The 17,871-nt window shown below is 40.2% G+C and carries 16 protein-coding genes; 4 read left to right on the forward strand and 12 right to left on the reverse strand.

Annotated elements, in window-relative coordinates; translation table 11 throughout:
• Positions 1 to 206: 206 nt before the first annotated feature.
• From fabV to C2869_RS17040, 7 genes are all read right to left on the reverse strand, one after another.
• Entirely contained in the window at positions 207 to 1,394 is a 1,188-nt protein-coding gene (gene fabV, locus C2869_RS17010) for an enoyl-ACP reductase FabV (RefSeq protein WP_108604085.1), read from the reverse strand.
• A gap of 110 nt (positions 1,395 to 1,504) precedes the next feature.
• A complete protein-coding gene (locus C2869_RS17015; RefSeq protein ID WP_108604086.1) occupies positions 1,505 to 2,599 on the reverse strand; it encodes a TRAP transporter substrate-binding protein in 1,095 nt (364 codons plus the stop codon).
• 11 nt (positions 2,600 to 2,610) lie between these two features.
• Complete coding sequence (locus tag C2869_RS17020; protein ID WP_108604087.1) at positions 2,611 to 3,309, reverse strand: hypothetical protein; 699 nt, start codon at positions 3,307 to 3,309, stop codon at positions 2,611 to 2,613.
• A 22-nt stretch (positions 3,310 to 3,331) separates the two neighbouring features.
• Positions 3,332 to 4,696, reverse strand: coding sequence for a TRAP transporter large permease (locus C2869_RS17025; protein ID WP_108604088.1), 1,365 nt, complete (start codon positions 4,694 to 4,696; stop codon positions 3,332 to 3,334).
• Complete coding sequence (locus C2869_RS17030) at positions 4,696 to 5,274, reverse strand: TRAP transporter small permease subunit (protein ID WP_108604089.1); 579 nt, start codon at positions 5,272 to 5,274, stop codon at positions 4,696 to 4,698. Before C2869_RS17030 ends, C2869_RS17025 begins: the two co-directional genes overlap by 1 nt.
• Before the next feature lie 50 nt (positions 5,275 to 5,324).
• Positions 5,325 to 5,639 carry a BolA family protein gene (locus tag C2869_RS17035; protein ID WP_108604090.1) on the reverse strand — a complete coding sequence of 105 codons (315 nt, stop codon included), beginning with the start codon at positions 5,637 to 5,639 and terminating at the stop codon, positions 5,325 to 5,327.
• Between the two features lie 17 nt (positions 5,640 to 5,656).
• Positions 5,657 to 6,310 (reverse strand): alpha-ketoglutarate-dependent dioxygenase AlkB family protein, encoded by a 654-nt coding sequence (locus tag C2869_RS17040; RefSeq protein WP_199915585.1) that lies wholly within the window; start codon positions 6,308 to 6,310, stop codon positions 5,657 to 5,659.
• A gap of 401 nt (positions 6,311 to 6,711) precedes the next feature.
• On the opposite strand from C2869_RS17040, the gene C2869_RS17045 reads away from it, so the two are divergent.
• From C2869_RS17045 to C2869_RS17055, 3 genes are all read left to right on the forward strand, one after another.
• Complete coding sequence (locus tag C2869_RS17045) at positions 6,712 to 7,959, forward strand: methyltransferase (RefSeq protein ID WP_108604091.1); 1,248 nt, start codon at positions 6,712 to 6,714, stop codon at positions 7,957 to 7,959.
• A gap of 13 nt (positions 7,960 to 7,972) precedes the next feature.
• Positions 7,973 to 8,572, forward strand: a complete 600-nt coding sequence (locus C2869_RS17050; protein WP_108605102.1) for a peptidylprolyl isomerase — start codon at positions 7,973 to 7,975, stop codon at positions 8,570 to 8,572.
• 155 nt (positions 8,573 to 8,727) lie between these two features.
• Complete coding sequence (locus C2869_RS17055) at positions 8,728 to 9,051, forward strand: hypothetical protein (protein WP_108604092.1); 324 nt, start codon at positions 8,728 to 8,730, stop codon at positions 9,049 to 9,051.
• A 30-nt stretch (positions 9,052 to 9,081) separates the two neighbouring features.
• Here C2869_RS17055 and C2869_RS17060 read toward each other — a convergent pair whose 3' ends face one another.
• The 5 genes from C2869_RS17060 to C2869_RS17080 form a co-directional block, all read right to left on the reverse strand.
• Positions 9,082 to 10,410: an AmpG family muropeptide MFS transporter gene (locus tag C2869_RS17060; RefSeq protein ID WP_228710695.1), complete on the reverse strand. Its 1,329-nt coding sequence runs from the start codon at positions 10,408 to 10,410 to the stop codon at positions 9,082 to 9,084.
• A 363-nt stretch (positions 10,411 to 10,773) separates the two neighbouring features.
• Positions 10,774 to 12,432 (reverse strand): glutamine--tRNA ligase, encoded by a 1,659-nt coding sequence (gene glnS / locus C2869_RS17065; RefSeq protein WP_108604094.1) that lies wholly within the window; start codon positions 12,430 to 12,432, stop codon positions 10,774 to 10,776.
• 508 nt (positions 12,433 to 12,940) lie between these two features.
• Positions 12,941 to 13,135 carry a carbon storage regulator CsrA gene (gene csrA / locus C2869_RS17070; RefSeq protein WP_108604095.1) on the reverse strand — a complete coding sequence of 65 codons (195 nt, stop codon included), beginning with the start codon at positions 13,133 to 13,135 and terminating at the stop codon, positions 12,941 to 12,943.
• 127 nt (positions 13,136 to 13,262) lie between these two features.
• Complete coding sequence (alaS, locus tag C2869_RS17075) at positions 13,263 to 15,887, reverse strand: alanine--tRNA ligase (RefSeq protein WP_108604096.1); 2,625 nt, start codon at positions 15,885 to 15,887, stop codon at positions 13,263 to 13,265.
• A 134-nt stretch (positions 15,888 to 16,021) separates the two neighbouring features.
• The gene (locus tag C2869_RS17080) at positions 16,022 to 16,528 is read right to left on the reverse strand and encodes a regulatory protein RecX (protein ID WP_159084210.1); all 507 of its coding nucleotides are present in this window, start codon (positions 16,526 to 16,528) and stop codon (positions 16,022 to 16,024) included.
• Between the two features lie 82 nt (positions 16,529 to 16,610).
• On the opposite strand from C2869_RS17080, the gene C2869_RS17085 reads away from it, so the two are divergent.
• Positions 16,611 to 17,729 (forward strand): GNAT family N-acetyltransferase, encoded by a 1,119-nt coding sequence (locus C2869_RS17085; RefSeq protein ID WP_108604098.1) that lies wholly within the window; start codon positions 16,611 to 16,613, stop codon positions 17,727 to 17,729.
• Positions 17,730 to 17,871: the final 142 nt, after the last annotated feature.

Below are 17,871 nucleotides of genomic sequence, written 5' to 3' on the forward strand. Positions count from 1 at the left end.
GCAAATTTTAGCACAAAATCGTAATTTTACGCTAATAAAAACTAGCAGCTTGCGCCAATTTTGCTACGAAATGATGAAAAAATAACCAGGTGATACTAATGAGGATTGTTCACATTTAAGGATGGGTAAAAAAACAACAGGCTGCGCAAGGCAGCCTGTTAAAAAATAAACGATATTGCTTCAAGTCAGCAAATAAATGTCAAGGTTTATTCTTCAATTTTAAGATCAACTAACGGGCTGACATCCGCGTCATAATCAACGCCATCAACTTCAAAACCGAACAGCTTCAAAAACTCATGGTGATAACTTTTATAGTCGGTTAATTCATCAATTGAATCAGTATCAACTTCATCCCAGATTTTCTGTACAGCATCTTGAACTTTATCTTCAAGCTCTTTGTAGTTTTGACTTAAACGACCTGCCTCGTCTAAACGCGGGCTTTCGCCATAAAGGTTTTCCCAAAATAAGCCTGCGATCTGCTCAATAACCCCTTCATATGTACCCTGCTCTTTCATCACTTTGAAAAGACCTGAAATATACAAAGGCATAATAGGAATGGCAGAGCTTGCTTGAGTGACAACTGCATTTAGCGAGGTGACATAAGCTTTGCCATTTACATTAGCAACAGACTCAGTAATCGCAGCCGCAGCACGATCTAAATCTTCTTTCGCTTTACCTATGGTCGCATGCCCATAAATTGGCCAAGTTAACTTTTTACCAATATAAGTATAAGCCGTGGTTTTGAAATTTTCGGCTAACACGTCAGCTTGTTGTAATGCATCGATCCACATTTCCCAATCAGCTCCACCCATAACATCAATCGTGCCTTGGATTTCTGCTTCATTCGCTGCTTCAACGGTAATATCTTCAATGACGCGCTTAGAAGTATTTAGGTTTTTAGTGGTAACAGATGAACCAATTGGCTTTAACGTAGAAGAATAAACTTCACCCGTATTCGGATCAGTACGACGTGGCGCCGCAAGGCTGTATACAACCAAGTCTATTTTGCCTAAATCTTTTTTAATAATATCAATTGCTTGTTGCTTGATTTCATTTGAAAAAGCATCACCATTAATATTCTTTGCGTATAAACCAGCCTCTTCAGCTGCCGCTTGAAACGCAGCAGAATTGTACCAACCCGCGCTACCGGTTTTTTTCTCAGTTGCTGGTTTTTCAAAGAAAATACCTAAGGTTTTTGCACCTGCACCAAATGCAGCGGTAATGCGCGAAGCTAAACCGTAGCCAGTAGAAGAACCGATAACCAGTACATTTTTAGGCCCTTCTAATTGACCTTTTGACTTAACATAGTCGATTTGCTCTTGTACTGCGGCCGCGCAACCAACGGGATGAGCATTTGTACAAATAAAACCGCGAACTTTAGGTTTGATAACCATATTAATTTTCCTAATCGAATGAATTTTTATTGACTAGCGCCATTGATTTATTGGAACTGAATCCGACAACGGCGCTATTCTAAAGATATTGTCATCGTTAACTGATCTGATCAGTTAAGATCACGTGAAGCGTAATACGCTTGCTCAGATAGCTGATTGTATTGCTTAACTTTTTGATAAAACGCAGAGTACGATTGATAAATTTTGTCAGCCGTTTTATCTGTCGCAACTAATTCGTCAATGACTTGTTGGCTGTATCGCTTATAGGCGGCAACTACATCAGCAGGTAACTGACGTACCTCTACACCATGTTGCTTGGTTAATGTTTGTAGTGCTTCTTGGTTACGCGCGGTATATTCTGACAGCATGTCTGAATTAACGGCTCGCGCGGCCACTTCAATAATTTTTTGTAAATCTTTAGGTAATGCCGCCAACGCTTTTTCATTAATAATAAACTCAAGCATCGAACCTGGCTCATGCCAAGGCGTGGTGTAATAATATTTAGCCGCTTTGTGAAAACCAAATGCTAAATCATTATATGGCCCAACCCATTCTGTGGCATCAATTGTACCCGTTTGTAATGCAGTGAATAATTCACCACCCGGTAACGTAGTCGGCACACCTCCGGCCTTTTTAAATACGTCGCCAGCAAAGCCCGGAATACGCATTTTTAAACCTTGAATATCTTGCAACGAGTTGATCTCCTTATTAAACCAACCCGCCATTTGCACACCTGTATTGCCACCGGCATAAGGCACTAAGCCAAATGGTTTATAAAGCTCGCGCCAAAGTGCTAAGCCATCTCCATAATGGATCCACGCATTCAACTCTTGAGCGTTCATACCAAAAGGAATGGAAGAAAAGAAAGGTGAGGCTGGAATTTTACCTTTCCAAAAATACGAGCCACTGTGGCCCATTTCAGCGGCACCATTGCGCACACCGTCAAAAACTCCAAAAGCCGGAACTAATTCACCAGCACCATATACTTTTATGGTTAAGCGACCGCCAGACATTTCGTTAACATATTGGGCGAATAGTTCGGGGCCGTGTCCCAGACCTGGAAAATTTTTAGGCCAGCTAGTGACAAGCTTCCACTTAAACTTTTTAGCGGCTGGCGCAGCGCCAGTTTCTGCTGTGTCATTACCACCACAGGCCGCCAACAATAGGCTTAATCCTGTGACTAATGCTAAACAATACTTCTTCATAATTGTCCTATTTATTCTTGTTCAAGTTCCGTCAACGATATGCCCTGCATATCTAGCAGCAACTTTGTAAAAATACTTTGTAAATTCTGGTTGGCGTTTTTCTCAAACTTCAGGCCTAAATGCAACTTTTCTTTAGCATTAACATTTTTCACTACGGCTTTCAGCGTGGTTTCAGTTTGACTAACCGGATCAAATTGCGCGTTTATAGTTAATTCTTTTTCTAACAAATTTTCTTCTAATTCAGCAAAATCATGATTGCTACCATCGCTAGGCAAACATTCGCATTTACAACCGCTCAACGAAAAATCCGTTAACAAGGCAATTAAATCTAAGTTCATTTGCGGCACTTTAACTTCCGCCATTAGTTCAACTTTAATTCTTGGCTGAGTACGCAGTTTTTGAGTTTGCACCTCTTGTGGGTAATCCAGCACTAAAATAGGCTCTTTATAAGTTATCTTAGCTTGAACTGCTGCAGAAAAAACAATGTAGTCCATGTGAAAATCATCAACCAAAGCTCGTGCCATGACTTTAACCCCAGATCGTAGCGAACTCGCATCGCGACTATCTTTCGACTTTGGCCAACGAAACATCATGTATTGGTTTTCGATACAACCAATATATTCAGCTCGCGCTCGGGCTTTTTTATGAACTGCATTGAAAAAAAACAATTCAACTGCGGTTGATGGCTTCAAATCCGTGACTTTGCGCATAATTGTCCTAATTCTTTATCTGTTAGCCATACATTATTTCAGGTAACCAAGTAGCCAACTCAGGCCATACAGCCAGCAATACTAAAACCAATAGTTGAATAACAATAAATGGCGCAACGCCCTTGTAGATCTGCGCGGTTTTAATACTCGCTGGGGCAACACCACGCAAATAAAATAAAGCAAAGCCAAATGGTGGGGTTAAAAATGAAGTTTGCAAATTAATGGCTATCATGATCCCTAACCAAATCGGGTCAACCCCCATAGTTAGAAGCACAGGTCCAACAATCGGCACTACAACAAAAGTGATCTCAATAAAGTCGAGAATAAAACCCAATACAAATATCACCAGCATCACCACAAGGATGGCAGTCCAAACCCCACCTGGCATATTATGGAAAACATCATGAATTAAATCTTCGCCCCCTAACCCTCTAAACACCAAGGAAAAGATAGACGCACCAATTAAGATCAGAAAAATCATGCTCGTGACTTTAACTGTGTCTTGGCCTATTAACTGAGCTTGATCCACATTGAGCTTGCCCTTAACCGCCGCCAAAACTAAAGCACCAAATGCGCCTATGCCGGCAGCTTCGGTCGGCGTTGCAAACCCCAATAAAATAGAGCCTAAAACAATAAATATTAACGTCAGTGGTGGTAATAACGCTTTCAGTAACGCGATAAGGTTAATATTGTCATTATCGTTTTTAACCGGTTGAACATTTTTGTCTGTGTACACTGCGTAAATGGCGTACAGCGCATAAAAAGCAACCAGTATTAACCCCGGAATTAAGGCACCGACAAATAAGTCACCCACTGAAACCGTTTCAGGCGAAAAAATCCCTTGGCTAATTTGCGCTTGTTGATAAGCGTTTGACAAAACATCACCCAACAAGACTAAAGCAATTGAAGGTGGAATAATTTGCCCTAGCGTCCCCGTACTACAAATAATGCCAGTTGCTAAGGATGCTGGGTATTTTTGCTTAAGCATTGCAGGTAAAGACAATAAGCCCATTGTCACAACCGTTGCGCCAACGATGCCGGTACTGGCCGCTAGTAACATACCAACTAAAATTACACTTAGCGCCAAACCCGCTTTAAAACGGCCAAACAATTGCGCCATAGATATCAACAAATCTTCAGCAATTTTAGACTTTTCTAACGTGACACCCATCAATATAAATAAAGGCACCGCGAGCAAGGTTTGATTATTAACAATGCCAAATAAGCGACTCGGCAAGGCATTAAAAAAACTAAAATCAAAAGCGCCAAACAAGCTGGCTAAGGTAGCAAATATTATTGAGGTTCCGGCTAAGGCTAGCGCCACTGGATAGCCCGACATTAAAACCAAACAGACAACAACAAAAAGTAATACTGAGAGCCATTCCATTAGATACTCTCCTTGTGTGACTGTTGTTGTGATTGTGACGGAGACTGTGACTGTGTCTGTGACTGTGTCTGTGACTGTGACTGTGACTGTGTTAATAGCAAAATACTTTTGATAATTTCACTGACTGCCTGCAATACCATGACAACACTAAACACTAAAATAAATGACTTAAGTACATACACTAAGGGTAAGCCGCCCGGCTCAGCGGAAGCCTCTTTAATCTGCCAAGCATTAGCAACGTATTCGACACTCATGCAAAAGATAAATATCACCACAGGCAATAACAAACAAAGATGGCCTAATAAATTAACCATTGCTTTTTTCTTAAGTGAAAAGTGACGGTAAAAAACATCAACCCTAACATGCTCGTCATATTTTAATGTATAGCCAGCGGCAAACAATAATGCCGCTGCGTGAAAATAAGATACACTCTCCTGTAGCGCAATCGAGCCTATATTTAGGCCGTAGCGCATCACAACGACAGATGTCATCAAGACAACCATGAGTAAAGTAAACCAAGCGGTTATTTTGCCAAGCCATTCACTAACTTGATCAATAAAAAAAGATATTTGCTTCATTATTTTTGTTTATTGTTTTAATCGTCTTATCGGGGCGTGTCTTAACATTATTAGGCTTTTTTACTGCCACCTAAGCAATTTGGTGATAGAGGAACATCATTTTTTCGCGTTTGCCATTCTTCAGGATGATAAGCATGGATGGCTAACGCATGAACAGGTCCTGCCAACTCATCAGCTAAGCAAGAATTAACCGCTCTATGCCTAGCCAACAAGCGCTGGCCAATAAAGTTGTCACTAACAACAATAACCTTAAAATGAGACTCTGTTGCTGGTCCAGAATGCATGTGACTTTCATTAATCACATCAAGTACGGCTGGATCAAAGGTTTGAGTTAGCTTTTCTATAATTACTGATTCGACTGACATTTTACTCACGCAATGATTTATTTGGGCGAGTTAATTAAATAGCGAAAGGTTAAATTAATCCTAGGCTCTGCAACTCGCATCCTTTTAGGTAAGCTATGATACCAAAATTGTTGAGTTTTGCCTGCCATAATCAACAAGCTACCATTTTCTAATAGCAAGTTATGTTGTTGAGAAGAAAATTTGTGCTTAAATTTGAAGTCTCGGGCTGCACCAAAATTCAACGACGCGATAACAGGCTCTTGGCCTAATTCCGGCTCGTCATCCGCATGCCATCCCATATTATCATTACCGTCACGATAATAATTACCCAACATAGCGTTAAACTGGATGGTACGGCCAAGCACTTGACTACATGTCGATGCTAACCAAGGTTTAAGACACGACAACACCTGTACCCATTCTGTAGCATCAAACCGCTGGCCAGAATACGTATAATAAACGCCGTTATCGCCATAAAATGATTGTAACCGCGGGGTTTTGACCTCTCGATTATATAAATTCAAGGTTTCCTGTTGCCAGTTTAACGACTCAAGTAGTCGAAAATAATGCCGAGATTCACTTAACGAAAATAAATTAGGGAAATAATATACATCGCTATCTTGCCAAGGCATTTTACCTTGCAACTCCAATTGCGAAGCCGAATGCGTATTATCAAATAACTGAAACTGCATAAACACGCCCTAAACAAACCACTTTTTCATTATAACTGAATTGTCCAAAGTGATTAATCATTACATTGTGCTAAACAAGCTAGGTTTTCTTGATATGTTTAGTTAAAATCCACGCTTTTTATAGTCTTCTCGCTCAGGTTTTATGGTTCATTGTCGGCGCTTACTCGCCCCAATCACATAGTAGAGCATATGCTCATGGGGTCTCAAAGCTTGACGGCTTTGCCTATATGGATGTAGGTACTTAGGTTTCGTCTGGAACTAGAAACCTGCCCCTAAAACCCGATCGCTTTGACTATTCGTGCCTTGAATTAAATCAATAATCAAAATAATCGATGGATCAAGACAGGTTTCCATTACCAAACGAAACCTAAACAGAAGATTATAAAAAGTAGCGACTTTTCATGTCTAACGAAACAATATTAGCATTGCACTCTTCTCAGCAATCACAACACGAACCAAAGCCGGCTAGCCAAGTTGAATTGTGGCGTTATCCACCACAACTTGCCGATGCCAATTTACGTGCGTGGGATGCCGCTGACAAATATGTGTTACAACAGATCCTTGATGGGGAAATAACGTTAGGCAACACCCTGCTAATCAACGACGCCTTTGGTGCTTTGGCAGTGAGCCTGCATCAATTAAAAACATTAAAGTTAATTGCCAATATAGCTTTATATAGTTATACCGACTCAAAAGTGAGTGAGTTAGCACTAAAAAATAATTTAACGAGAAACTGGCCAACAGCCCTTCACACAGAAACGAATAGCTCAGTCCATGTGCTCTCGCAAACACAAGCTTTTTCAGCAAACAACCATTGGCAAAGTATAATCATTAAATTGCCTAAATCCGTAGCTTACCTCGAGTTTTTATTAATACAGTTAGTCGAATATTTGCGCAGTAGTGGTAAGACAAAACCGGCCATTATCATCGCTAGCAAAGCAGTTGAATTGACTCCGAGTATAATCAAGTTACTCAAGAGCTACTTTAAACAAGTGGTTCCCAGCCGCATTAAACAAAAAGCCCGTTACTTAACTCTGCTCGACCCAGTGGAATCTACACCCGTATTTTCTTATTGGTCAACCACTAAAAAACCGCTTAACGGTGTTAATTACACCGCTGCGCCTAATGTTTTTGCTCGCGGTAAAATTGATATAGGCGGACGCTTCTTAGCCGAAAATTTACCTAACTGTAATCAAAAAAGCGTCATTGATTTAGGCTGTGGGAATGGCTTACTCAGTGTTAACGTACTTCAAGCGTTTACGCCTTCTTTATTAATCGCTAGCGACGAATCTGCACAGGCAGTAGAAACAACACTAGAAAATATAAATAACACTAAAGATAAACAACAAAGCCAAACAGTAAAGGTTAATGTAATACAAGATGATTGCTTAACTAATCAAGCATCAAATAGCGCTGATGTTATTTTATGTAACCCTCCCTTTCATCAGGCAAATGCCGTTACCGACCACATTGCTTGGCAAATGTTTAATGATGCTAAGCGCGTACTCAAAGTAAAGGGGGAGCTACGCATTGTTGGTAATCGCCACCTTGGTTATCATACTAAGCTAAAACGTATTTTCGGCAATTGTAAAAATATTGCCAGCAATGACAAATTTGTCATTCTTGCTGCTTTTAAAATAAATGAATAAAGGACACTTAAAAATGATTTCTCACATTTTCAAGGTTATCACCTTACTGCTTTTTTCCACGGCCATTAGTGCGCAAGCTGCTGCGGACAAACGAATTCAACCCGATGTGTTGTATCCAAGAGTTAAATTCGAAACCTCGTTGGGCGACTTTACAGTAGAGCTTAATCGCCGACGTGCTCCTATTACGGTTGATAATTTTTTAACCTATGTTGTTAAAGGTGAGTTTGATGGGGTTATTTTTCATCGAGTAATTGGCGATTTCATGGCTCAAACTGGCGGCTATGATAAAAACTTTCAAGAAAAGCCTAAACGAGACAGCATAGTTAATGAAAGTGGCAATGGCTTAAAAAATGATGAAGGAACGATTGCCATGGCTAGAATGAATGACCCTCATTCAGCAGCTCGACAATTCTTTTTTAACCTCAATGACAATGATCATTTGAACCCAGGTCGTAACTGGGGATATACCGTGTTTGGAGAAATTGATTCAAATAGCGAAATATTAGAAAAGTTTAAGCAACTAGAGACTGAATTTAACCCAAAGTTAGGACAACCGGACGTTCCCAAACAAATTGTTCTAATTAAACGCGTCACCTTACTTCCGCAAAGCTAATCAGCGTCTATACTTAGGTCGTCAACGAGAAAACCTGTTGACGACCAGTATTCAGCTATTTTGGGCCATTTGATATACAAAGATATATTTTGACATGTATTGTTATACGAATGACAAAGTAGAGCATAAGAATTAATTGAGGAATACTTATAGTCGTGATAGTTAACCAATTCATAGAGCTTAAAAAGAAACAACTTAGCTATTATGTACGCGAATTTTGTGAAAAAAATTTACCGTACAACGAGCTTAATTTGTTTTTATGGGATACGCTCGAAGAATGGACACAGGTCACTATTCGTAAGGATGAACCCTATTCGCAAGTCGAGCGTGTATTTTGGCATTTAATCCATCTACTCAGTTACTGGCCAGAACAACAATTACTGCAGGACGACTACCTAGTTGAAGAAATGCAGTTATGTGTTGAGTATTTAGAAGGCCAAGGTTGCGTGCCTTTTGACTGTGTAGGGATAAGGCCATAACCAACAGCTAACAAAACGCTTCCCCACGCATTAACTGGCTTTTGTTTCCAACTGGCTCACTTGTGCTTTAATTCGCCAAAGTAGAAACAAAGCAGGAATAATCATCAAAGTAGTGATGATAAAAAATATTGTCCAATTACCATCTAACGCATCAACCATCACGCCGCTATAGGCACCAATAAATGTACGCCCTACAGTTCCTATTGAAGCCATTAGCGCATATTGACTGGCCGAAAATGTATGGCTACACAACAAAGAAATAAATGATACAAAAGCCACTGTACCCCAAGCGGCAGTGAAACCATCAACTATCACGGCAAATATAAATAGATTTAAATTGGGGCCGACTTGAGCCATCACAGCAAACAACAAATTGCTTGAAGCCATAGCAATACCCGCAACGACTAATCCTTTAACTATGCCTTGTTTAGCAGTAACCCAACCACCTATTAGTGAAAACAGCACTGTTACCCACCAAGTGATCATTTTAGAATAGATACCAATATCGGTATTGGAAAAGCCTATTTCTTTATAAAAAACGATAGACATACGCCCCAAAATGGCTTCACCTAACTTAAACGTGAAAATAAACAAAAGGATCGTTAACGCGAGTTTAATGCCGTTACGTTTAAAAAATTCAGCAAAGGGTTCAAAAACAGATACCACTAACCAAGCTAACAATTGAGAAAGCGAGCCCTTAGCGCCTTGCTTGGCTAATTTTTCAGCATATATTTTTTCTAATGCAGATTGCACTTGCTCTCGATTACTATTGGGTTCGCGTATCCAAAGTACAGGGAGCATCAAACACAGCATAATAGCGCCAATCACCCAATAGACATCTTGCCATTGCCAGCCGCTGGCATCAGATAATATCAACGGAATACTGCCAAGCGCCGCGTATCCAGTCCACCAACCTGATGTCGCCATGCTCGCGGCTAGAGGTATTTTTTCACTTTCGTCATGCTTAAAAAAATCAATGCGCAAAGCATCAATTGCAATATCTTGAGTCGCTGAAGCAAATGATATAAGTAAGCCACTCACCGCAAGTATCACTAATTGGTTTTGCAAGGTTAAATTGGCAAAACTAATGCATCCTACCGCTATAAGGGATTGGCAAAACAATATCCAACTGCGCCGCTGCCCTAAAAAGCGATGTAGAACAGGTAATTTAATTCGATCGACCAAAGGCGACCACAACCAATTTATTGAATACGCAATAAAAATAGCGCCTAAATAACCAATTTCAGATCGAGAAAAACCTTCATCTTTTAACCAAGCTGACAACGCTGAGCCTATGATCACCCAAGGAAAGCCACTAGACATACCCAACAAAAAAACAGAAATAAGTCTTTTATCCATATAGTTGGCAAATTTGCCATTTATACTTATCATAAATTGAGTGGCCTACTAACTCACAAACGGGTGTTATACTTTGCAGATTACAGCGCCTAACGTATTGAAAACAAGCTATTTTACAAAATGATTAGACTATTTTTATTTGTTCCACTTATCACATTTGGCCTTTGGTATCTGTATTTAAGACACAACGGCTGGACTATAGAACAAGGCATGAAAGGCTTTAAAGCAATACTCATGTTTAATATTGCAGTATTAGGCTTATTTATATTTTTGCTTTTTGTAACAGGGTAGTAGCACCCAATAAACAAATAAGCCGACTCAACGTCGGCTTATTAAATTATCAAACACGTTTGAATGTATAGACTAACCAGCCCAAGTATCGCGTAAAGTAACCGTTCGATTAAATACTAGATTATCCGCTGAGCTAGACTGATCCGGACAAAAGTAACCCATACGTTCAAATTGAACCGCAGTACCTGTCGCTAATTCAGCCAAGCTTGGCTCTACAATGGCATGTTTCATTTCTACTAACGAGTCAGGGTTTAATACTTGTGTAAAGTCTTCTTCAGCCGCTGGGTTTGGTACAGTAAATAAACGGTCGTACAAACGTACTGTCGCAGGCTTACCTTCACTGGCAGATACCCAATGGATCACCCCTTTAGGCTTAGTACCGTCTGCTGGGTTTTTACCTAATGTATCTGGGTCGTAGGTACAATAAATCGTGGTTACATTACCATCTGCATCTTTATCACACCGCGTAGCTGTAACCACATAAGCGCCGCGTAAACGAACGGCTTTTTCTAATACCAAGCGTTTATATTTTTTATTAGCAGATTCGCGAAAGTCTTCTGCTTCAATAAAAAACTCGCGGGAAAATGGCACTATTCGCTTACCAAACTCTTCATTCTGCGGATGGTTAGACACTTCTAATTGCTCAACCTGCCCTTGTGGGTAGTTTTCAATAACCACTTTAACAGGGTCGATTACCGCCATAGCTCGAGCTGCGTTGCTATTTAAGTCATCGCGAATACAAGCTTCCAACATGCCCATTTCGACCATATTTTCCATCTTAGTCACACCAATGCGCTTACAAAATTCACGAATAGACGCAGGGGTATAACCTCGACGACGTAGGCCGGCTATTGTCGGCATGCGCGGGTCATCCCATCCTTCAACGTGATTATCTACCACTAAAGTATTCAATTTACGCTTACTCATAACTGTGTATTCAAGATTTAAGCGTGAAAATTCATACTGATGCGGTCGAGCTTCAATGCTAATGTTATCGAGGATCCAGTCGTAAATGCGACGATTATCTTGGAATTCTAAGGTACATAGCGAGTGGGTAATACCTTCAATTGCGTCCGAAATACAATGCGTAAAATCGTACATTGGGTATATACACCACTTATCAGCGGTTTGATGATGATGAACAAAGCGAATGCGATATAAAACCGGATCGCGCATGCACATAAAAGAAGATGCCATATCAACTTTGGCACGTAAGCAACATTCGCCTTCTTTAAATTCGCCATTGCGCATTTTGGCAAACAAGGCTAAATTTTCATCAACACTGGTATCACGGTAAGGGCTGTTTTTACCAGGTTCTTTTAACGTGCCGCGATACTCACGTGTTTGCTCGGCATTTAAAAAGCAAACATATGCCTTGCCCGCTTTAATCAACTCTACTGCGTAATCATGTAACTGATCAAAATAGTTAGATGAATAACAAATATCACCATCCCACTGAAAACCTAACCATTTCACATCTTCTTGAATAGAATTAACGTAATCAATATCTTCTTTTTCTGGGTTAGTATCATCAAAGCGTAAATTACATTTACCCTTATAATCTTGGGCAATACCAAAATTTAAACAAATTGATTTTGCATGGCCTATATGTAAATAACCATTGGGTTCAGGTGGGAAACGGGTATGCGTTGAGGCATGTTTACCGTCTGCCAAATCTTTGTCGATAATATTGCGTACAAAATTTGACGGGCGAGCTTCGTTCTCAGCCATAAAAGTGGGATTCCTTTAAAACAGTCTAACTATTATCTTGGATAACAACCAAGTGGATTACGGGTCAATTTTAACCCTTACTCCTACAGGTATATAGTGGTGATTAACAAAAAATTAAGGCTTTTTACTTATTTTTGTTGGAATAAAACACCATGTGCTAATCAAAACGCTGGGATATTGAAAAGATGCGCTAACCTTAGTCGAGTATCAGCACTAACAAAGAAGTATAAAGCCAGAATGAGCAAGATAGGCTCTAGATGATTATTACAGCGCTAAGATCAAAAAAGCCGACTTAACATCGGCTTTTTATTTATAGTCAAAGCGATCAGGTTTTAGGGGCAGGTTTCTAGTTCCAGACGAAACCTAAGTACCTACATCCATATAGGCAAAGCCGTCAAGCTTCGAGGCCCCATGAGCATATGCTCTATTATGTGATTGGGGCGAGTAAGCGCTGACAATGAACCATAAGACCTTAGCGAGAAGACTATATCAACTGAAATCTAATCGACTACATATTGCCGTTAGGTTCCTGTTGATTTTTTTCCGCTTGTATACGCATGTAGATTTCTTCGCGGTGAACAGAAATCTCTTTTGGTGCATTAACACCAATGCGAACTTGGTTGCCTTTAACACCTAAGACAGTCACAGTAACATCGTCACCAATCATTAGAGTTTCGCCAACGCGACGCGTTAAAATTAACATTTCCTACTCCTTTTCCTAATCCAACTAACCGTTTAAAAAAGTTATTGCAAATTAAAGTTAGTTCATAAAATTAAGAACTTCACGTCAATTTACAATTTTTTAATAAAAGCTGGCCAATAATACTGGTTTACAGCTTTTCTTCAAGCCATTTGTTAACAGTTGCAATAGCCGCAGTTAGGTTTTCAGGTTGAGAACCACCCGCTTGAGCTAAATCAGGACGACCACCGCCTTTACCACCGACTTGCTGCGCAAGAAAGTTAACCAACTCACCCGCTTTCACTTGGCTGGTCAAATCTTGGGTTACACCGACAATTAAGTTAACCTTACCTTCGCCTTTTAAACCAAGAGCGATAATGGCGCTCCCTAATTTAGTTTTTAACTCGTCAACTGTATTACGTAATGCTTTAGGTTCAACCCCTTCGATTTCTGCAGCTAATACTTTAACCCCATTAATCTCAGTTGTTTGCGATGCCAAATCAGCACTGGCGGCACTGGATAACTTGTCTTTTAATTGCTGTAGTGATTTTTCTAAGGCTTTATTTTTATCTAACGCGGCTTTGACTTTTTCTGTTGCACTAGCCACATCAGATTTAAGCAAACTGGCGATTTGTGCCAGTTGAGATTCAAGAGAATTCACTTGCGCTAATGCTGCTTGACCAGTAACCGCTTCTATACGACGTACACCAGCGGCAATACCACCTTCAGATACAATTTTAAATAATCCAATATCACCTGTTCTTGCTACGTGAGTACCACCACAAAGTTCAATTGAATAATCGCCCATGCTGACAACACGTACTTCATCATCGTATTTTTCACCGAACAACGCCATTGCACCCGCCTGTTTTGCGTCGTCAATATTCATCAACTTTGTTTGCAAGGCGTTATTGGCGCGAATTTCAGCATTAACCTGATCTTCTACTTGTTGAATTTGTTCAGCAGTAACCGCTTCAAAATGAGAGAAGTCAAAACGTAATTTATCAGGATCAACCAATGAACCTTTTTGCGATACATGATCGCCCAATAAGTTACGCAGTGCCGAATGCATTAAGTGCGTCGCAGAGTGATTAAGTTTAATTGCTTGACGGCGCTTGGCATCAACAACAGCTTCTACTTTGCTGGCAACAGAGATAGCAGCCAATGCTTTCCCCTTATGGGCAATCGCACCAACTAGCTTAACGGTATCAGCTACAGTAAAGACCGTTTGGCCTGATTGCGCAAATGACCCTGTGTCACCGACTTGGCCACCGGATTCAGCATAGAATGGTGTTTGGTCTAGGATCACAATGCCTTCTTCGCCCGCAGCCAGTTCGCTTACCACTTCACCATCTTTAATAATTTCAACAACGCTTGCAGTATCAGTTTCTAAATCATAACCGGTAAAATCAGAGCTTTGCTCAGTTGTTAGTGCATCGTTGTAATCTTTACCAAAGCTGCTGGCTTCTTTTGATTTATCGCGCTGACCTTGCATGGCTTTTTCAAAGCCTGGCTCATCAATGGTTAAGTCACGCTCACGCGCCACATCGGCGGTTAAATCAGCTGGGAAACCATAGGTATCGTAAAGCTTGAAGACTAAATCACCAGGGATAACCGCGCCCTCTAGTGTTTTTAATTCGTCATTTAAAATAGCTAAACCACGATCTAAGGTTTTTAAGAATTGCTCTTCTTCAATACGCAGCATTTTTTCTACTAGCGCTTGTTGTTTCACTAGCTCTGGGTACGCTTCACCCATTTCATTAACTAAGGCTTGAACCACTTTGTAGAAGAAAACATCTTTCGCGCCTAACTGGTTACCATGGCGGATCGCGCGGCGAATAATACGACGCAATACATAACCACGGCCTTCGTTCGATGGCATAACACCATCAGCGATAAGGAAGCTACAAGAGCGAATATGATCCGCAATAACACGTAACGATTTATTTTCTAAATCGGTTACGTTTAATAAGTCAGCCGTGTATTTAATTAGGTTTTGGAAAATATCAATTTCATAGTTGGAGTGAACGCCCTGCATAATAGCGGCAATACGCTCTAGCCCCATGCCGGTATCAACAGACGGCTTAGGCAAGTTTTCCATAGTACCGTCGGCATGACGGTTAAATTGCATAAAGACTAGGTTCCAGATCTCGATGAAACGATCACCGTCTTCTTCAGGAGAACCAGGAGGACCACCCCAAATATGCTCGCCATGATCATAAAAAATCTCGGTACAAGGACCACATGGGCCTGTATCACCCATAGCCCAGAAGTTGTCTGACTCGAACTTTTTATCAGGGGATTTATCACCAATGCGAATAATTCGATCGGCCGCGACACCCACTTCTTCGTTCCAGATTTTAAACGCTTCGTCGTCAGATTCATAAACCGTAACCAAAAGCTTTTCTTTTGGTAAGCCAAGCGTGTCGGTTAAAAACTGCCAACCAAAACGAATAGCGTCTTGCTTAAAGTAGTCACCAAAACTGAAGTTACCTAACATTTCAAAAAAGGTGTGATGACGTGCGGTATAACCAACATTTTCTAAATCGTTATGCTTACCACCGGCTCGCACACAGCGTTGGCTCGAAGTGGCGCGACTATAGCTACGCTTATCACTGCCTAAAAATACATCTTTGAACTGATTCATACCTGCGTTGGTAAACAACAAGGTTGGATCATCTGCTGGAACAAGTGAACTACTCGCAACAACTTGGTGCTGTTGCTGTGCAAAATAATCTAAAAATGCCTGCCGGATCTGTGCAGTGTTCATTTTCATGGGGTCAATCCTATTTGGTATGAATATGGCTCAAATTACTGGGGCGGGAATGTAACATGATCTTGGTATTTAGTTAACCAAGCAAACGTGCAAAACCATTAAAACTAACAATTAAATTCTTGATTGCATAAATTTCAAGCAAGTTCACGCCATAATTGATTTATCTCTTGTTGATTAAAGCCTTTTTGCATGAGATACCGGCTGATTTTTTGCTTATCTTTGACATTGTCAGGCCCTGTTTCTCCGTAACGTTTTTCATAAAGTTGTAGCAGTTGGCTAAACCAATCAACTTCTAATTCTGCCAAGCATAATTCAAATTCTGCATAACTAATTTTATGGGCTTGCAGCTCGGCAAAAATTTTATTTTTACCATAACCGCGACTAATTTTATTACGCACAAACACTTCAGTAAAACGGCTATCGGATTGATAACCTTTATCAATAAACTCAGATAAGAGTTGTTCACATAACTGACTGGAATAACCTTGTGAATAAAATTTACGCTTAATTTCAACTTGCGAATAGTCACGCCGAGCGAGTAAAAACGTTAAATAATGACGCGCTTTTTTTTCGATTTGCTTTTGTGTTTCAAGTGAGTTTTCGTTTTCACCTGATCCACTATCATTTATTTGGTTGTTCAATTTAGTGTTGTATTGTTGCGGATGACTTATAGTACGCCCTATCCAACGAAAATTTCAACGACTCAGTACAAAGACATTGTTAATGACGCCTGATAATCAATTTTCTGTTTATTCTAAAACACCTGATAATTTAGGAAATTTGGATAACGACCCTTTTCTTAATTCGGTATTTCTAAAAGCCTTAGAAGACAAACAATGTGTCAATTTAAAAAGCGGTTGGCATACTAGCCACATAGCTAATCAGGATTTGAGTTTATTCTTACCCAGCTATATAAAACAGCATAGTTACGGTGAATATGTGTTTGATTGGAGTTGGGCGCAGGCTTATCAGCAATACGGTTTTGATTATTATCCGAAATTACTTTCCGCCCTGCCCTTTACGCCCATTCCCAACCCTAAGCTATTGGGCAATCATAATTTAGAGCAATTAAGCCAACTCTGTGAATTTGGCCGGCAATTTTGTTTGGATAACCAATTCAGTAGTTGGCATATCAATTTTATTCCGCAAGCATTTGCTGAACAGTTAGCTACACACGATTTTAATATTCGCTTGGGGGTACAATTTGAATGGTTTAATCACAGCTATAATGATTTTGAGCACTACCTCAATCGTTTTACTTCTCGCAAGCGCAAACAAGTCAAAAAAGAACGAAAATCGGCTCAGCAAGCTGTCACGTCAATTCGTGTTTTTGATTCACATACTGAACATCAACTCGACACCCAACTCATTAAGCAGTTTTACTATTGCTATCAAGTCACCTATTTAAAGCGCGGGCAACAAGGCTATTTAAACCAAGCGTTTTTTGAACATTTATTTGACGTAATGCCAGACAACTTAGCTTTGATCGCAGCTTTTGACGAGCAAGATAAAATGATTGCTTCAGCCTTGTTTTTCAAAGACCAACAAAATTTATATGGCAGGTATTGGGGATGTTTAACCGAGGTCGAATACTTACATTTTGAACTTTGTTATTACCAAGGCATTGAATACGCAATTAAGCATAATTTGCAGCGTTTCAACCCCGGAACTCAAGGCGAGCACAAACTGGCAAGGGGCTTTGAACCCATTTATAGTTACTCAGCGCACTGGCTAGCAGAGCCGACGTTTCAACCGGCAATCAAGCAATTTTGTGCAGAAGAAGCAAAGCAAATTAGGCTGTACCAAAAAGAATGTTTAAAGCGTATACCTTTTAAGCGATGAAAGTATGAGTTGCTTCACATATGCTAGTTACCTTTAATGAGGTAACTAGACACCTTTGAGAAAAGCGAACAGCACAAATAGCATTGTTTACCGAGGAAGATTACCACTCTGTAAACTGTGAGTTTATGCGTACCGATTGCTT

Origin of the sequence: Saccharobesus litoralis, assembly GCF_003063625.1 — a bacterium.
GTDB classification, from domain to species: Bacteria; Pseudomonadota; Gammaproteobacteria; order Enterobacterales; family Alteromonadaceae; genus Saccharobesus; species Saccharobesus litoralis.